The 15,354-nt window shown below is 41.5% G+C and carries 16 protein-coding genes, 2 tRNA genes and 1 pseudogene; 8 read left to right on the forward strand and 11 right to left on the reverse strand.

All coding sequences use genetic code 11. The features are described 5' to 3' along the window. Positions 1-239 precede the first annotated feature (239 nt). The 4 genes from JCM19037_RS16980 (at position 240) to JCM19037_RS16995 (ending at position 4,869) form a co-directional block, all read left to right on the forward strand. Positions 240-665 (forward strand): TRAP transporter small permease, encoded by a 426-nt coding sequence (locus tag JCM19037_RS16980; protein ID WP_042403234.1) that lies wholly within the window; start codon positions 240-242, stop codon positions 663-665. 24 nt (positions 666-689) lie between these two features. Next, a complete protein-coding gene (locus tag JCM19037_RS16985) occupies positions 690-1,961 on the forward strand; it encodes a TRAP transporter large permease (protein ID WP_042403237.1) in 1,272 nt (423 codons plus the stop codon). A 24-nt stretch (positions 1,962-1,985) separates the two neighbouring features. Then, positions 1,986-3,392 (forward strand): class I adenylate-forming enzyme family protein, encoded by a 1,407-nt coding sequence (locus JCM19037_RS16990; protein WP_052363987.1) that lies wholly within the window; start codon positions 1,986-1,988, stop codon positions 3,390-3,392. A 580-nt stretch (positions 3,393-3,972) separates the two neighbouring features. Beyond that, entirely contained in the window at positions 3,973-4,869 is an 897-nt protein-coding gene (locus tag JCM19037_RS16995; protein WP_042403239.1) for a DUF5996 family protein, read from the forward strand. Positions 4,870-5,117: 248 nt separating this feature from the next. Here JCM19037_RS16995 and JCM19037_RS17000 read toward each other — a convergent pair whose 3' ends face one another. The 5 genes and pseudogenes from JCM19037_RS17000 to JCM19037_RS30280 all read right to left on the reverse strand — a co-directional run bounded on the left by JCM19037_RS17000 (position 5,118) and on the right by JCM19037_RS30280 (position 8,559). Beyond that, positions 5,118-5,819, reverse strand: coding sequence for a hypothetical protein (locus JCM19037_RS17000; protein WP_152549122.1), 702 nt, complete (start codon positions 5,817-5,819; stop codon positions 5,118-5,120). Between the two features lie 154 nt (positions 5,820-5,973). Then, complete coding sequence (locus tag JCM19037_RS30270) at positions 5,974-6,735, reverse strand: glycine betaine ABC transporter substrate-binding protein (protein ID WP_373901146.1); 762 nt, start codon at positions 6,733-6,735, stop codon at positions 5,974-5,976. A gap of 222 nt (positions 6,736-6,957) precedes the next feature. Beyond that, positions 6,958-7,532: pseudogene (locus JCM19037_RS29570) on the reverse strand (ABC transporter permease); the annotation flags it as partial. A gap of 65 nt (positions 7,533-7,597) precedes the next feature. Continuing rightward, complete coding sequence (locus JCM19037_RS30275) at positions 7,598-8,110, reverse strand: CBS domain-containing protein (RefSeq protein WP_373901134.1); 513 nt, start codon at positions 8,108-8,110, stop codon at positions 7,598-7,600. After that, positions 8,053-8,559, reverse strand: coding sequence for an ATP-binding cassette domain-containing protein (locus JCM19037_RS30280; protein ID WP_373901148.1), 507 nt, complete (start codon positions 8,557-8,559; stop codon positions 8,053-8,055). Before JCM19037_RS30280 ends, JCM19037_RS30275 begins: the two co-directional genes overlap by 58 nt. Positions 8,560-8,819: 260 nt before the next feature. On the opposite strand from JCM19037_RS30280, the gene JCM19037_RS17015 reads away from it, so the two are divergent. Continuing rightward, positions 8,820-9,137, forward strand: a complete 318-nt coding sequence (locus JCM19037_RS17015; RefSeq protein WP_042403243.1) for a hypothetical protein — start codon at positions 8,820-8,822, stop codon at positions 9,135-9,137. Between the two features lie 1,133 nt (positions 9,138-10,270). On the opposite strand, the gene JCM19037_RS29030 is transcribed toward JCM19037_RS17015, so the two are convergent. The 4 genes from JCM19037_RS29030 to JCM19037_RS17035 form a co-directional block, all read right to left on the reverse strand. Next, positions 10,271-11,185: a methyl-accepting chemotaxis protein gene (locus JCM19037_RS29030; protein ID WP_042403248.1), complete on the reverse strand. Its 915-nt coding sequence runs from the start codon at positions 11,183-11,185 to the stop codon at positions 10,271-10,273. Positions 11,186-11,564: 379 nt separating this feature from the next. After that, entirely contained in the window at positions 11,565-11,663 is a 99-nt protein-coding gene (locus JCM19037_RS30285; RefSeq protein WP_193744793.1) for a hypothetical protein, read from the reverse strand. A 307-nt stretch (positions 11,664-11,970) separates the two neighbouring features. Further along, positions 11,971-12,046: transfer RNA gene (locus tag JCM19037_RS17030), tRNA-Thr, on the reverse strand. A 7-nt stretch (positions 12,047-12,053) separates the two neighbouring features. Beyond that, positions 12,054-12,128, reverse strand: a tRNA-Asn gene (locus JCM19037_RS17035). A 454-nt stretch (positions 12,129-12,582) separates the two neighbouring features. Between JCM19037_RS17035 and JCM19037_RS17040 the strand changes: the two genes are divergently transcribed. The 3 genes from JCM19037_RS17040 to JCM19037_RS17050 all read left to right on the forward strand — a co-directional run bounded on the left by JCM19037_RS17040 (position 12,583) and on the right by JCM19037_RS17050 (position 14,276). Beyond that, positions 12,583-13,062, forward strand: a complete 480-nt coding sequence (locus JCM19037_RS17040; protein ID WP_042403250.1) for a GNAT family N-acetyltransferase — start codon at positions 12,583-12,585, stop codon at positions 13,060-13,062. A gap of 70 nt (positions 13,063-13,132) precedes the next feature. Continuing rightward, on the forward strand, positions 13,133-13,807 hold the full coding sequence (locus JCM19037_RS17045; protein ID WP_238544775.1) for an MBL fold metallo-hydrolase: 675 nt from the start codon (positions 13,133-13,135) through the stop codon (positions 13,805-13,807). Between the two features lie 10 nt (positions 13,808-13,817). After that, a complete protein-coding gene (locus JCM19037_RS17050) occupies positions 13,818-14,276 on the forward strand; it encodes a GNAT family N-acetyltransferase (RefSeq protein ID WP_042403252.1) in 459 nt (152 codons plus the stop codon). A 29-nt stretch (positions 14,277-14,305) separates the two neighbouring features. On the opposite strand, the gene JCM19037_RS17055 is transcribed toward JCM19037_RS17050, so the two are convergent. Then, on the reverse strand, positions 14,306-14,803 hold the full coding sequence (locus tag JCM19037_RS17055; protein WP_081829392.1) for an AEC family transporter: 498 nt from the start codon (positions 14,801-14,803) through the stop codon (positions 14,306-14,308). Continuing rightward, complete coding sequence (locus JCM19037_RS17060) at positions 14,719-15,228, reverse strand: AEC family transporter (RefSeq protein ID WP_042403255.1); 510 nt, start codon at positions 15,226-15,228, stop codon at positions 14,719-14,721. The genes JCM19037_RS17055 and JCM19037_RS17060 overlap by 85 nt, the downstream gene beginning before the upstream one ends. Positions 15,229-15,354: the final 126 nt, after the last annotated feature.

Consider the following 15,354-nt stretch of genomic DNA (forward strand, 5'->3'; position numbering starts at 1 on the left):
CGAGAAACAGACTGAAGAAATGGTGAGTTTGTTTGAGGAAGATGGGATGGTAGTTACGTATCCAGATCTAGAGCAATTTTCAAAGGCAGCTCAGCCTGTTATTGATGAATGGAGTGAACTAATTGGGGAAGACCTAGTGAGGTCTGCGTTAGAATTTGAAACAGAGTAGGGGGGAATCATATGAATAAAGGACTGCTGCTCTATCAAAAATAATAGAAAAAGTCAATCAAGGAATTGGTATGTTTATGGCACTCTTGTTGTTCTTGATGACCATTCTAATATTTTGGCAAGTGTTTGCCCGTTTTGTGATGGGATCCCCGCTATCATTTTCTGAGGAACTTGCACGGTTTATGATGGTATGGCTAGCTTTCTTAGGTTCTGCTTATGCATTTCGTTATGGATCGTTAATATCTATGGACTTATTGGTTGAGCTTTTTAAAGGGGTATGGCTGAAATGGCTATACGTACTTATCTACATGATAAGTATTGGCTTTGCTTTCATTCTAGTCGTCTATGGAATTGACATGATGATACGCGTGGAACCGCAAGTCGCACCCAGCACAAGGCTGTCCATGATGTGGCCGTATTTAGCTGTACCAGTCGGTGGGTTATTAATTTTTATGAATGCGCTTTCATTAATGATTGATACATTCAAAAAAAATTGATACAGAAAAAGTAGGTGATGAGGTATGAGTGCATTTTTAATTATTGTGTTGTTTGCCTTGTTTATAATTGGACTGCCGATTGCATTTTCACTCGGACTCGCTTCTTCATTAACTGTTTATTTCGGAGATTTGACACATATGGTTGTTGTCATCCAACAAACTTTTAATGCCATAAACTCCTTTACACTAATGGCTATACCCTTTTTCATTTTAGCAGGATATTTAATGCAGCATGGGGGAATCTCAAAACGATTAGTTGATTTTTCAGATTCTCTTGTAGGAAATATGTCGGGTGGTTTAGCGATGGTTGCTATACTTACATCGCTATTCTTTTCAGCAATTTCGGGATCAGGTGCGGCAACGACAGCTGCGATCGGTGCAATTATGATTCCTGCAATGGCACAAAAAGGGTATGATATTCGATTTGCAGCAGCTACACATTCTGCATCAGGGTCACTCGGTATTATACTGCCTCCGAGTATTCCTTTAATTTTGTACGGGGTTGCAGCAAGCGTATCTATTGGGGATCTATTTGTAGCTGCAGTAATCCCAGGGTTTATTGTTGCATTCTCTTTTCTTATTTACGCTTATATTTACTCCAAGAAAAAAGGTTATATAGGAACCGAGAAAAGTGGATGGCGAGAGGTTTGGATTACTTTCCGCAAAGCAATCCTTGCAATCTTAATGCCAGTAATCGTTTTGGGAGGCATCTATAGTGGAGTGTTTACTCCAACTGAGGCAGCTGTTATTGCAGTGGTATATTCATTTATCGTAGGGGCATTCATCTATCGTTCCATATCAATAACGAAGATGATTCAAGTCTTACGAGATTCCGCTGTAATGAGTGCGAATATTCTTTTGATTATTGGTACAGCGGGATTGTTTGGCTTTATCATGCAACGTTTGGGCATCCCAGATATGATTTCTGCTACATTCGTTGACAACATTAGTAGTGCGCTAATCTTTATACTCATTGCTACATTAATCATGTTAATCGTAGGGATGTTTATAGAGGCCGCAGCCGCAATTTTAATCTTTGTTCCGATTCTCCTTCCTGTTGCCGTTGAGTTTGGAATTGACCCTATACATTTTGGAGTCATAATGATCGTTAACTTAGCGATTGGGATGTTTACACCTCCTGTAGGTTTAAATCTGTTTGTGGCATCACAGATTTCCGGTATAGGAATTATACGTTTACTAAAGCCGATCGTTCCTTTCGTCATTATTCTATTAGTTGATGTATTATTAATTAGTTTCCTTCCAGTACTTTCACTATGGCTTCCATCAATTATGTAAATTAAGTTATTGGAGTGAAGACGAATGCATGAGTCCAGGCATATCTATGACCGTTTTAAGCAAATGGTTGATATACAAAAGAAGAAGGTCGCACTATCTTATAAAGATCAACAATATACGTACGAAGAGTCAAATAACATCGTCAATTCACTTGCGGAAAAAATGAAAAAAGATTGGGGTATCAAAGAAGGGGATGTTTTAGGGTTATTGATGCCTAATTCTATTGAATTTGTATTTTCACTTTTGGCAGGTTTAAAGCTCGGCGCGATAATTGCACCATTTAATATTCGCTTGAGTGAACAAGAACTTCGTCGAGTCGTAGAAGTAGCAGAACCTAAAAGAACACTGACCATAGAGGAGTACAAACCTTTTTATCAATATTTTCCCGATATTGAAATAGTTGGTAGTCTTCCTTCTCTAGATGGGAACAGTCATTTTACTGAGGAGGGTACTAGTAATCAAAAGAATGGTGCATTTCTGATCTTTACATCGGGAACAACAGGACCACCTAAAGGTGCGCTTATTCGTCATGAAGGGGTACTTCACGCGGTAAGAAGTTATCATGAGTGCATGGCTACATCTGATAATTCATCAACGTTAATAGCAGTTCCGATGTTTCATGTGACCGGTTTAATTGGTCAGCTCTTACATGTTCTATTAATAGGTGGGAAGGTACGTATTATGGAGAAGTTCAGCACAAATAAGATGCTAGCTGAATTGAGATCATTTCAGCCGTCGATCTTGTTTAACGTACCCACAATCTATCAAATGCTGATTCGAGAAATCAATTATCAATATACGTTTTCATTTGTTCAAACGGTTGCATATGGTGGAGCTCCTGCAGGTGAACAGATGATACACCAGCTTAAAATGCTATTCCCAAATGCTGAATTGCATAATACGTATGGTGCGACGGAGACGTCATCACCTACGGCAATTATGCCAATCGGTCGACAAACAGAATATATAAAAGCTGTAGGTAAGCCTATTTCTAAAACAAAGTTATGTGTAGTTGATGAACACGATAAAGAGGTAGAGATAGGTACAGCAGGGGAATTATGGATTAAAGGCCCATGTGTAATAGAGGAGTATTGGCGGAACGACGAAGCGACGAAAAAGTCTAAACAAAACGGGTACTGGAAATCAGGAGATTACGCCATGCTGGACCAAGAAGGGTACCTTTATATCCTAGATCGTAAAAAAGACACCATTAACAGAGGTGGAGAGAAAATTTACTCAACACAGATTGAGCAGATTCTTAATCTTCATGACGCAATTGAAGAATCTGCTGTCATCGGTATCCCTGATGAACTATTCGGTGAAAGAGTAAAAGCATTTGTTTCGCTAAAGTATGAGGCAGATATAACAGAAAAAGAAATTGTAACGTATGCTAAACAACATCTTGCACCATTCAAATTCCTGAAACTATAGAGTTTGTAAAATCTATTCCTAAAAATGCGAGCGGAAAGATATTAAAAAATGATATTTCAATATAAAGTAAAAGAAGCTCTGGTTTATGGAGCAACGAGTTAAAGCCTACCATTTAAAGAATTATAAGCTTTCACTCCAAATATTATAATTTGTTTGGGAATATAAAAAACAAGTATCTTTAAAATGCTTAATTTGGGAAGATTTAAGTGAAGTTTGGCTAGCCAAGCTAACCACATATACTATATCTTAAACTTTAACAAATCGATGATGTCCATGGTATTGGTCAATAAACTCAAAGTCAGTAGCTGCTCTTTTTAGTTCCTAATCTGGTAATGACAGCCGTAGCAGTTGTGTTATTGCTGGTAATCATTTCGTATCAGTAAGAAAAAGAAACGTCGTGCTGGATAGCTCGTCTCAAGTTAGTTCATAGATTGGATTTCGAGATATTTAATTATTAGCATAGCTCATATGGGTTGTGCTTTTTTTGGTTGTATCTAGAAATGTGTGAAGAAGCATGTAGTAGGGAAAGTGATGGTTAAGGTTTATATTCATATAATTCAAAAAATGGAGGTTTTATGCTATGCAATTTAAAGAATGGGAACAAGAACAGAAAACATTGCACTTGCTTACGCAAATGTTAGGGAAGTATAAAGTTGCGTTGGCGCACAAAGAACCTCAATGGGAGCATATTATTCTTGATATAACGGTTCAAGGTGTTTCGACGGGAATGTTGCATGATAAAGGCCAATCATTTTCTCTGTCAATCAATCTCGTGAACGATGAGATTGAAATTGTTACAACAGAGCAGTTTGTGACGATCTCACTTCAAGATGGTGTAACGATTAAAGAGTACTATGAATTGCTTCAGCAGAATCTGAAGGAATTAGGCGTTGATGTAGCGATTCATACGAGACCGCAAGAAATGGATACGACAACGCCTTTTGAAGAAGATACCTCGCATCACCATTATAGTAGCGAAGTTTCTCATAAGGTATTAAATTATTTTAAGTTGGCGCACACGGTAGAAACCGAGTTTTTGAGTCCATTAAGAACGAGAAAAATTAAGCCGGGGTTATTTTGGGGTACATTTGATGTGTCTTCGGCTCTTGTATACAACGCGCATGAGCCGTTTCCGGATGATACGAAGGTCATCGAACGAGCAGCTTTTGATGAGCCGATGATTGAGTTTGGTTTCTGGTTTGGGGACAAGAACTTTAGTGGGCCTACATTTTTTGTATTAGCGTACCCTTTTCCGTCGATTACATTTGAATGCGCACCGCCATTCCCAGACGGCAGCTACTTTGATGAAACGTTGATGGAATTTATTTTGGAACTGGGAGACGTGGATGGCGATGTGAACGCAAAAGTCGTCCAATTTTTTGAGCAATCTTATCACAGGCTGAAGGACTATTTAGAATGGGAGGGTTGTGAGCATTATCACCTTCCACTCAAGATGAAAGACAATCATCAAGATTAATATTTTGATGTCTTTCCTAGGCCGGTGAACCGGTCGAAGTTCTCCATAGGCATTGGACGTAGCTGAAAACGTTTGTTGCTTCCAAACAGCCGTTTATGGAGCAGGGCCAGCTTTTTACAGAAAATAAACGACCGTCTCCTTCCAAAACTGTTTTCATTTTTTCAAGATTGAGTCACACGCTTTGAAAAGAACAAGGTCGTGTAGTACAACATCCCAAGCCTAGAATCGAGTGAACAAAGGCGGTTCCCTTATGCGTCATCTTCTGAGACTTCCTCGAGTATGTCATCGCCATCTTGCTCTTCCAAGGTGACGTCACTTGGCAATACATCTTCTAGCGAGAAGAAACTCGGGTCGTCAAAATCAACATGTGTATCGAGCTGTACGACATGTATAGTGAATGTGTAATGGTCTGAGTCTTGAACCATTTTGACGGGTAGCAAATGGTCGACATCCAGCCATAATTCAGTCTCAGAAGATCTGGGACCTTCGATAAGCAAATAATAAACTTCTTTCTCGTCGTACTCATCTGTCTGGAAAACGGATACCTCATCTTCGGTCACGCCGCTGAGTGTATGACCAATGTAAGGGATCTCGCCTCGAAGGGAATCGGGTTCAACGATTGTGTTCGTATAAGCGACGTCACTGCCTTCTTCATAATAAAACGCTTGTTCGCCATCATATGCAGAATATTCTGTCACATTACTCTCGCTCGTTTGGTATTCTTTGCGGTTGAGTAACACGCCATGATCGTCTCGTTGTAAAAATTCTTCACCATACTCAGTTTCGGACGTTGAAAGAGTGATTTCATAGTGTAAACGATACGAATCAATATTCAGTGACGTGGAAGAAGCTTCAGACAATGCATCCCCAAGCTCAATGTCTGGACTTTCTTGTTCCTCCGAATTCTCTGCAACATCCGAACATCCAATGAGGAGTAGACTACTGCTCATTAACAAACCGAAGCGTAATTTTAAGATAAGCGCAAACCCTCCAGAAAAATATATATTTCATTTATTTTAAACTTTCCAAATAAAAAAATCAATCAAAAGCCTAATACGCGTAACTGAAGAAAGAGCCGTTTTTAACGGCTCTTTCCCCTCGTATTTAGTCGATAAGACCTTGCTCAATTAAAAAGTCCAAGGCAACATCATACGGATCTTCATCCTCGATATCAACGCGGTAGTTAAGCTCAGATATTTCTTCTACTGTTCCGTAACCTTCGAGTTGATTTAAGATCGGTTCAATTTCTGGGTGTTGTTCTAGTAAGAAGTTTGTGACGAGCGGTGCGGCTTGATAAGGAGGAAATAAATCCATATCATCCTCTAGTGCAACCATGTCGAACTCTACGAGTTGTGGGTCGGTAGAGAACACATCACTCACTTGGATGCTGCCGTTACTAATCGCTTGGTAACGGGTGGACACATCGATGGATGTTACATCTGTGAATTCAAACCCATACACGTCTTCAAATCCTGCGTATCCATCTTCACGGTCCATAAATTCAAATGTAAAACCAACACTTAAATCACTAGAGTGAGGCACTAAATCGGAGATCGCCTCGACGCCTAGTTCTTCAGCGAGATCTCTTGGCATCGCGAGGGCATACGTATTCTGAAAGCCCATTGGAGCTAGGAAATGGAAACCAAATTCTTCATATATTCCTTCTCTTGCTTGTTCGTAGGATTCTTCTTCATCATAGCTGAAATCTTCTTCGTTTAATAAATCTGCTAGTACTGTACCGCTAAACTCAGGATATATATCAACATCCCCAGAGATTAACGCGTTGAAGTTCACGTTCGTTGCCCCGAGTGGTGCCACAACATCAACGGTTAAATCGGTTTCTTCTTCAATGAGTATCTTATACATGTTCGCTAAGATTGGAGGTTCTGGTCCTAATTTCCCGCCTATAACGACATCAGGTTCATCTTGGAATAGCGAGATGACCGGTTGAATGAGTACGACGAAAAGGGCGATCGTAACAATACTTATGATCGGCTTTAAAGATCCACCTCGACGTTTCTTTGCATTTCGCTCGGTTAGACGTAAAACGAGGTCTAGCACAATGGCAAGTAAGGCTGCAGGCAGTGCGCCAAATAAAATGTATTCGTTATTCGTTCGCTGAATACCGGTCATAATGATCTGACCGAGCCCGCCGCCACCAACGAGTGCCGCGAGTGTTGCTGTACCGACAATCAACACCATTGACGTCCGAATTCCTGCCATAATGGTTGGCATCGCTAACGGCAATTCAATCTTTCTTAAGCTTCGAAAGGAGTTCATTCCCATCCTCTTGCTGCTTCAACGATGGCCGGATTCACTTCTTGAATGCCGGTGTACGTATTTCTTAAGATTGGCAGCAGCGCATAGGCTGTCAAAGCAATAATTGCAGGTGTTGGGCCAATTCCTACGAATAGAACGAGAAAACCGAGCAAAGCGAGTGACGGGATGGTTTGTAAAACAGCGGCTACGCCGATGACCCATTCTGAGTAGCGTGTGTAACGCGTGAGCAAAATGCCAAGAGGCAATGCAATGGCGACAGCAATAAGTAACGATACGAGTGAAAGTTGGACGTGCTCCCAAAAAGAATTTAGGAGTAGATCAGACCGTTCTTGAAACAGTGAAACGTAAGACTCCATTAAATTTTCCATATCGTTTTGCGACATTCAATGTTGTTTCCATTCCTAATTGAATGCGCATTCCTCTATTCTTGCACTAGGAGGGTGCATAATCATTCATTATCTATTGAGACTCTCGCTAAATCTTTGTAGGAAACAGTTCCGATAATTTTGCCGTTTTCTTGAATGGGTACCGCTGTGAGTTCGTTCGACTCTAGAAAACGAAAGGCTGCTTTTATTGAGCTGGAATGATCAATCGCGTCAACGGTTTGTTGTTTTGCCCCATCGTTAATCGTTGTAAACGACTTGCCGTGCTCATCAACGATAAATTGTACATGTTGTAAGTGTGTATCGAATTTCGGTTGAATGTATTCACTCTTTTCAGTAGGAGTGAACACCTCTTTTAATGTGAGATTTCTTTGACTAGAAAAACGCCCCATGAAGGCTGACACAGCTGGTGTTGCCGGGTTTTGTTGTAACTCTTCTGCTGTACCGACTTGTTGAAGTTCGCCCTCTTCCATCATTGCAATCCGATCTCCGAGTATTGTCGCTTCTCGCATGTCATGCGTCACGAACACGATCGTTTTTTTGATTCGTTGTTGTAATGCTTTAATGTCGGTTTGCAATTGCTCCCGAACGAGAGGTCGAGTGCGCTGAACGGTTCATCCATGAGAATGATGTCGGGGTCTCCAGCAAGAGCCCTTGCGACACCGATGCGTTGCTGTTGCCCGCCGGACAAATCCTCAGGCAGACGATCTCTGTACGTAGCCGGGTCTAACCCAACAAGATCGAGTAATTCATCAACGCGACGTTCAATGTCTTTTTGCTTCCATTTCTTCATCTCTGGCACAACGGAAATGTTTTCAGCAACAGTCAAGTGCGGAAATAGTGCAATTTGCTGTAACACGTACCCAATGTTCCAACGTAGCTCATGGATATCAACGTCTGTATGTGGTGAACCATTTATCGTGATGGTGCCACTCGACGCATCAATGAGCCGATTAATCATCTTAAGGGTCGTCGTTTTCCCGCACCCACTCGGGCCAATAAGTACGAAAAACTCGCCGCGTTCAATCGTAAAAGATAATCCTTTACTGCTTTTCTATTCTCTGTAAACGACTTGTCTACTCCGTTAAATGTGATCAACGAGATCAAACACCTCAATATTTAGATTTTGACAGATGTGGCAATGCTCTTCTCTTATACCCGATTAGTCAGCGGAATATTACTATATCAGACCACATTCGTCAATAAAAGATTGTAGTTGAAGGAAAGTTGCTGTCGTTTTTGATATGATACGGAAGGTAGAGACCATTTGTTGAGGAGATCGTTTATATGAGAGTGTGGATAATATTCGTAAGTATCGCCTTGTTAATGGGGTGCGGGGCAGTTCAAGGAAATGAAGATTTCTTCGAAACCAATCGTGATGAAATGATCGAGCTAGACGTTGTTGAAGAAGAGATTGGCTCGGATTTTAATGAGGTAACTATAGAAAACAATCAAGGCGGCAGTCGAGTTATTCTATATAAAAATGACGGTGTACCACAATACAAATCAGTGTTCATCAAAAACGATCAACGACTGAAAATCATTGCCACAACGGACGATGGTGAAGACCGGGGACTCCTCTTCGAGGACGTGTTGGAACGCTAGTCGACAAAAAAGCAACTTCTCCTAATTCATAGAGAGGTTGCTTTTTTTGCTTTTCTATTTATTTAAGTAAATAGAAATATTATAATCTCTATAAAGGCAAGTGAAACAGTGGATAGCGTTACTTGGACTCATCGCCGCAGGCTTTAAACCAGTAACATCGGGCTTAAAAGACTTGCACGATATCCATACAGAACGCAAATAGCGACGCTCTCCCGCAAAGAGTAAGCGCCGCCGCAAGTAAGAAAGGGGAGGGAAACCTCCCCACTCCACAATTATAACACATCCACTATATCTATGATAAAAGCGTTTGGGTATACAATCATTATGGTCATAGCGATGATGTATTTCCTAGTCGATTGGCATAAGCCGGCCATGATTGATTATATTAATATATTTATCTTTACCCTTACAATGATCATTTAATTTTTGCACCTTATTAAAGTTATTAAGATGGGGCGGTAAAATGCAATACAACTTTGACAGCACAGACCAATTTGTCGACTACCTCAAAGACAACGTACTCTCAACCAACGAAGCGGCAGAGCTATTAGATGTAACATAAGCACGAATAGGTGCATTGGTAAACCAAGGGATATTAAAGCCGATAAAAGAAAAACCAAGGCTGTTTTTAAAGAACGAAGTTTAGAGCGAGCGAAAGAGCAGGAAGCGCTGAGAGGGAAGTACAGACCGTACGACCTATAAGCCCGCATAGATTGCGGGCTACATAAGGGAGTGGATCGCATGAACAAGTTCAGGAGTAACTTGTACAAGCTAGCCCGTATCTTGGGAGACATTAATGCAGTTAAGAAGACCATAGGCAAACGCATCGCTAGAAGGGCGGCGGGTAAGGTCACGGTCGAGGCTTGAGACGGATCTTTAAATGAGCGGGTTGGAATATATTACTAGTAAAAAGAATCAAAATGTCTGTTAATTTGTGTTATAATGGAAATCCATCTTTTGCTCGTTTATCGGGCTTTTATCCCTGTAGCCCATAGCAGGATTTTTTTATGCACAAAAAGACGCACCGCAAGGCGCGTCCAAGTGTAAAGATGACATTTGAGGTCTAAACAGATGGGCAGGCTTTAGCGGGGCAGCCTAAACTTTATTATGTTACATACTTCTAGAATTATACATTAAAGCACTTTCCTAAATTCAGATGATTTTTCTCGCAAGTCTTCTGCTGTGTCGCTTACATTCTGGAATTCCTTCATTGCTTGGGATATGTGCTGAAGAGTTAACTGAAATTGTTCCTCAGAAATGCCCGCAGATACAATAACTCCATCAACATCTACACCGATTGCATCAACGAGCTCATTTACATATTCAATCGATTTTTTGGAGTTGTTGGCAAGGCTACGAACCTCATCAGCAATAACCGCAAACCCTTTACCGCCATCTCCTGCTCTTGCTGCTTCAATAGCAGCGTTCAGTGCCAAAATATCTGTGGTGATTGCAATCTCACTAATGGTTTTTGCTATGCCTTCAATTTTTTTTGAACTTTCTTTTAAGTTGTTAAAAATTATAGTATTTGATTGAGATTGGTTTATTAATTCCTCGGTTTGCTCCTTAATATCAAATCCCTTTAGAAGCCCACGTTTTGCTGTTGTTAGCACCGCGTTAGATGCGTCCAAAATATTTGATGTAATTTCATTTATGGCAGTATCTCTTTTCGTTATGTCGGTGGCTATCTTTATAATAGATATAACGTTCCCATTATCGTCTTTTACTGGCATATAGGTAGCTTCCAGAATAAGGATACTTCCATCCTTCTTTACTCTTTTGATCTTATCTTGAAATTGCTCCCCTAAGCGGAGCTTTTCCCAGAACTGCTCATATTCTTCACTCTGAGAGAAATTATCTAGACATAGTTGGCGATGATGAGTATCAATTAATTCATTTAATGAGTATCCAACTGTTTTAGAAAAGATTGTATTTGCCCATTTGATTATTCCATCAGGCTTAAATTCAATCATTGCTAATGAGTTTTCTACAGCATGTAATAAGTGTCGTTGGTCGTGGTTTTGTCTACTGGATAGAGACGTGTGCATTACTACCTCCTAAATTTAAATTCAAATAATTATAACAAAAAAGAGCATTGTGGTGATCACAAGCGCCTAATTAAATGTAAATAAAATAGTTCGAATCGACTATTAAATTAGTCAATTAAACGTAAAAAAGCACGCTCATTAAGAGCGTGTCAATTACAGGAATTGGAGCGGATGTTACTAGATTGATCTATGTGTTTGACTTTTATTCATTATTGAATGACAAAAACACGGGTGCGGGCCCGCATCTATATCGCCTTATATCCGTCACCAAATCAAACTTCAAGTAATGCATCACACCCTCCGCAAGCACATGAAACTGCCGTTGGTCGTGATTGACATAATGACAATGGTCCAAGACCTCGTAAAACAGCCCATCTCGTCAAAATGTAAACTGGATCAACTGGTTGTGTTCCATGCAGTCATCCAAAACGAGAGCAAACTCCTCCCACTGCTGCTCATCAATTTCTGGTTTATCCACCTTTTGGATGATCTTTCTGATGATCCAGCCACGCCTCGCGCCATTCAGGTAAGATCATTCGACTTGATTCCCAGCGCATGTTTGAGCCGGGCGTTAGTTTGTTGTCTTTCACGATGTACCCTCTCAATCGGGAATTTATGATCTTATTATATATTCGAACAAATGTTCTTTATCAAATGTTAAAAAATAGCAGCGTTTTACCACTGCACTTCACGAAAGGTCACCGCTTTGGCACCAAACGACCTCATATCAAAACAAAAGCGAGTTCCAGCAAATGCTGAAACCCGCGTCGTTATTAGTGTTTAGATGGAGCTTCCTACCGGGCTTGAACCGGTGACCTCATCCTTACCATGGATGCGCTCTACCAGCTGAGCTAAGGAAGCGATAAAATGGCTCCGCAGGCAGGATTCGAACCAGCGACCTACCGGTTAACAGCCGGTTGCTCTACCACTGAGCTACTGCGGAATATGTATGCTTGACGTCACGTTCATATCTTAGCACAGTCGGAAGAGTTTGGCAATGCGTGGCACCGATTTTTGTTTGGAGTGAAAATTTATTTCAAAGATGACTTGTATTTGTGATTTTCGGGTATAGAGTGTAGTAAAATTGGCTTTTATCTATTAAAATCATCCTATAATCTAGAAAATATAACCAAAGGACGCTAGACTTATGTATCAATGGAAAGTATGATTGAGATGCATTGTAAAGTATTGGCTCAAAAGAAATTCGTATATTATGAAAAGAACATAAAAAGATTAGGAATAGAAAGAAATATTGATCTTTTACGACAAAATATCATCTTTATGTGTAGAATTTTGTTATAATGATAGGGTATTCTTTCACGTTGTTGCAATGGGTTTGTAAGGTAGAAAGCGAACACCTCAGCTGAGCAATACTATTATGATTACGGGGTGAAACTATGGAAATCCGCTTTGCCACGCTCGATGATGTTGAGCAATTAATCGTAATGCGTTGGACGGATGCAAAAGAACAAGACAGTAGTTTGGATGAGAGTAGTTATACTGTTTTCCATGAGGAGTATAATAATTACTTGTTTGAAATTATTTTGAGTGATGAGCATTATGTTTGGGTAGCAGAAGACGATGGAAGTTTGACAGGGCAGATGTCATTGAAAGTTTCTCGAGGTTTTCCTTACCCAGATCAAGAACAAAATGTTTATGCTGTTATAACGAGTGCGTACACGACGCCGCAATATCGAGAGCGTAAGATTCTTGAGAGTATAATGGATGCGGTGAAGCAGTTTAAGGTTGAAGAAGCCATCACGCTCTTGTATGTTTCTTCAGAGATTTGTTGTGAGTCTGCGTTTTTTGAGAAGGCTGGATTTACTTACAGTAGCGCGTTTTTAACGCATATAGACGACCATTCGAATGAGGATTGATTCATATGAATGTCACACCGATCGGTGTTTGGGGTGCGTACCCGAAGCGAGGGAGGCCACCTCTGCTTTTTTGTTGGAAGAAAAAGGGTTTCGCTGTTTGTTTGATTGTGGGAGTGGTGTTTTGTCAGCGCTCCAACATAAAATATCACTACATGAGCTTGATGCGGTTGTGGTCAGTCATTACCATCCAGATCATGTAGCGGATATTGGATGCTTACAGCATGCGCTACTCATTGATTCACATCTAGGGAAGCGAACGGCTACATTGCCGATTTATGCGCATCCGTATGACAAGGAACAATTTTCAAGGCTGGATTATCAAAAGGTGTCAAAGGGAATTCCATTAGAGGCAGAGCAGTCATTAACGGTTGGGCGGTGGGTAGTGAAAACAACGAAGACCGTTCACCCGGTCGATTGCCTTGCGGTTCGCTTCGACTCGGAGAAGTATTCAATAACGTTTACTGCGGATACGGCGTGGAGTGAGGATGTCGTACGTCTCGCCCAAGGTTCTGATACGCTCGTGAGTGAAGCTTCCACGTACGATCATATGATCGAGAAAATTCCAGGTCATTTAAGCGGTAAGCAAGCAGGCGAACTTGCTGAAGCGGCAGGTGTGAACCAATTGGTACTTACTCACCTTCCCCAATATGGCGACGTTGCAGATTTAAAGAAAGAGGCGGCGCTCGCCTTTCGCGGCCAAGTGAGGCTAGCGAGGGCGTTCTCCGAGATAACGATAGAAGGGTAGCAAATCGACGATGAACCACATCATAAGACAGCTAAGAGACGATGAGCGACTACCCGTGGTGCTGCTCTCACTCGCCGACCCTGATCAAGGGAAGATTCAAACGTACGGAGCGTCAGGGTATGTATATGTGTTGGAACGTGGCGGTGCCATTGTCGGTGTCTACGTGTTAATGGCGCAGGCTGACAATCAGGTGGAGGTCATGAATGTCGCCGTCGATGAGCGGTTCCAAGGTCAAGGACTTGGAACTCAGCTTGTTAAACACGCAATTGCAGAAGCGAGGCGCATGAAATTTGCTCAGATTATGATAAAGACGGGGAGTACCGGAGTGGCGCAACTGTACGTATATCAGAAATGCGGATTTCGGATGGCTCACATCGTACATGATCACTTTATAAACGAATATGAACAACCGATCTTTGAAAACGGCATCCAACTCCGTGATCAAGTCGTGCTCGTTCAATCATTGTAAGAAAGCGGATAACAGTCCGCTTTCTTTTTTTACATGAGGGCTAAAAAGATAAGATAGAGTAAGGGGAGTGTGAAGGCGGCGAGTAGTGTGGAGAGCACAACAGCGACCGAGGCGAAAGCTGTGTCACCGCCGTACAGCTCGCTGTACAAACTAATGGTTGGTGCACAAGGTGTTGCTGATAAGAGTACACCGACGGCGAGCCATTGAAACGGGATGTCGAGCAAGACGAGAGGTAAGAAGATGAGTAGTGGCAGGATGAGAAGTCGGTGGGAGACGGCGAACCATAATAAGCGATCTTTCAAGAGGCTCGCAAGTGAGCGCCAACGTTGATCTGAGAGTATGACACCGATCACAATCATGGACAGAGGAATGGTCATCTGGCCGATTGCATCAATAGATGCGAGCAGTGCAACGGGTAAAGAGATCGGGAGAAAGAAAAAGACTAATCCGATGACTGTAGCGATAAGTCCTGGATTCTTCCATACTGGTGGGTAGGTGCGTTCATAACAGCGATGCCATATGTCCAGATGAGGATAAAATAAACAAGGTTAAAGACTGCGGCGAGAAACATTCCTTCGTGACCAAACAGTTGAAAAACGACAGCGACGCCGATGAAGCCTTGGTTGCCAAAAAGCAATAAGTTTTTGAAAACACCGGATCGGTAGTCAGGGAGTTGCAAGGCTTTAGAGAGCCACCGTCCATACAAAAGGGTAATGCTGAGAAACAGGAATGACATGACGATTAACGTGATAACGGCATACACACGTTCATATTCAAAAGATAAGTGCATGGAGGAAACGATAAGACATGGAAGGGTGACATAGAGGAGCAGTCTCGTAAATACGAGCTTGCTCATGGGTGGCAACAGCTTAAACCGCTGAGCAAGCCATCCAAAGATGAGAATGCAATAAAGCACCAACATCTCTTCAAGCAACACAATAAATGCATTCATAAACCCACCGCCTCCTTATTACTATTCGGTTCGGGTGGGGAATATGTGTCAAATAGGGACAAGGTTTGACAAGGGTTACGCTTTTCTCAACAGTTGGCGAAACCCAAATTGCAGTCGACCGTCGTT

The sequence above is a fragment of the Geomicrobium sp. JCM 19037 genome, from assembly GCF_000698105.1.
GTDB lineage: Bacteria > Bacillota > Bacilli > Bacillales > Marinococcaceae > Geomicrobium_A.

Bases quoted from the DNA above. Each gene is read 5' to 3' on its own strand.
- JCM19037_RS16980 (WP_042403234.1), top strand. From the start codon at position 240: ATGTTTATGGCACTCTTGTTGTTCTTGATGACCATTCTAATATTTTGG.
- JCM19037_RS16985 (WP_042403237.1), top strand. From the start codon at position 690: ATGAGTGCATTTTTAATTATTGTGTTGTTTGCCTTGTTTATAATTGGA.
- JCM19037_RS16990 (WP_052363987.1), top strand. From the start codon at position 1,986: ATGCATGAGTCCAGGCATATCTATGACCGTTTTAAGCAAATGGTTGAT.
- JCM19037_RS16995 (WP_042403239.1), top strand. From the start codon at position 3,973: ATGCAATTTAAAGAATGGGAACAAGAACAGAAAACATTGCACTTGCTT.
- JCM19037_RS17000 (WP_152549122.1), bottom strand. From the start codon at position 5,819: ATGAGCAGTAGTCTACTCCTCATTGGATGTTCGGATGTTGCAGAGAAT.
- JCM19037_RS30270 (WP_373901146.1), bottom strand. From the start codon at position 6,735: ATGTATAAGATACTCATTGAAGAAGAAACCGATTTAACCGTTGATGTT.
- JCM19037_RS17015 (WP_042403243.1), top strand. From the start codon at position 8,820: ATGAGAGTGTGGATAATATTCGTAAGTATCGCCTTGTTAATGGGGTGC.
- JCM19037_RS29030 (WP_042403248.1), bottom strand. From the start codon at position 11,185: ATGCACACGTCTCTATCCAGTAGACAAAACCACGACCAACGACACTTA.
- JCM19037_RS17040 (WP_042403250.1), top strand. From the start codon at position 12,583: ATGGAAATCCGCTTTGCCACGCTCGATGATGTTGAGCAATTAATCGTA.
- JCM19037_RS17050 (WP_042403252.1), top strand. From the start codon at position 13,818: ATGAACCACATCATAAGACAGCTAAGAGACGATGAGCGACTACCCGTG.
- JCM19037_RS17060 (WP_042403255.1), bottom strand. From the start codon at position 15,228: ATGAATGCATTTATTGTGTTGCTTGAAGAGATGTTGGTGCTTTATTGC.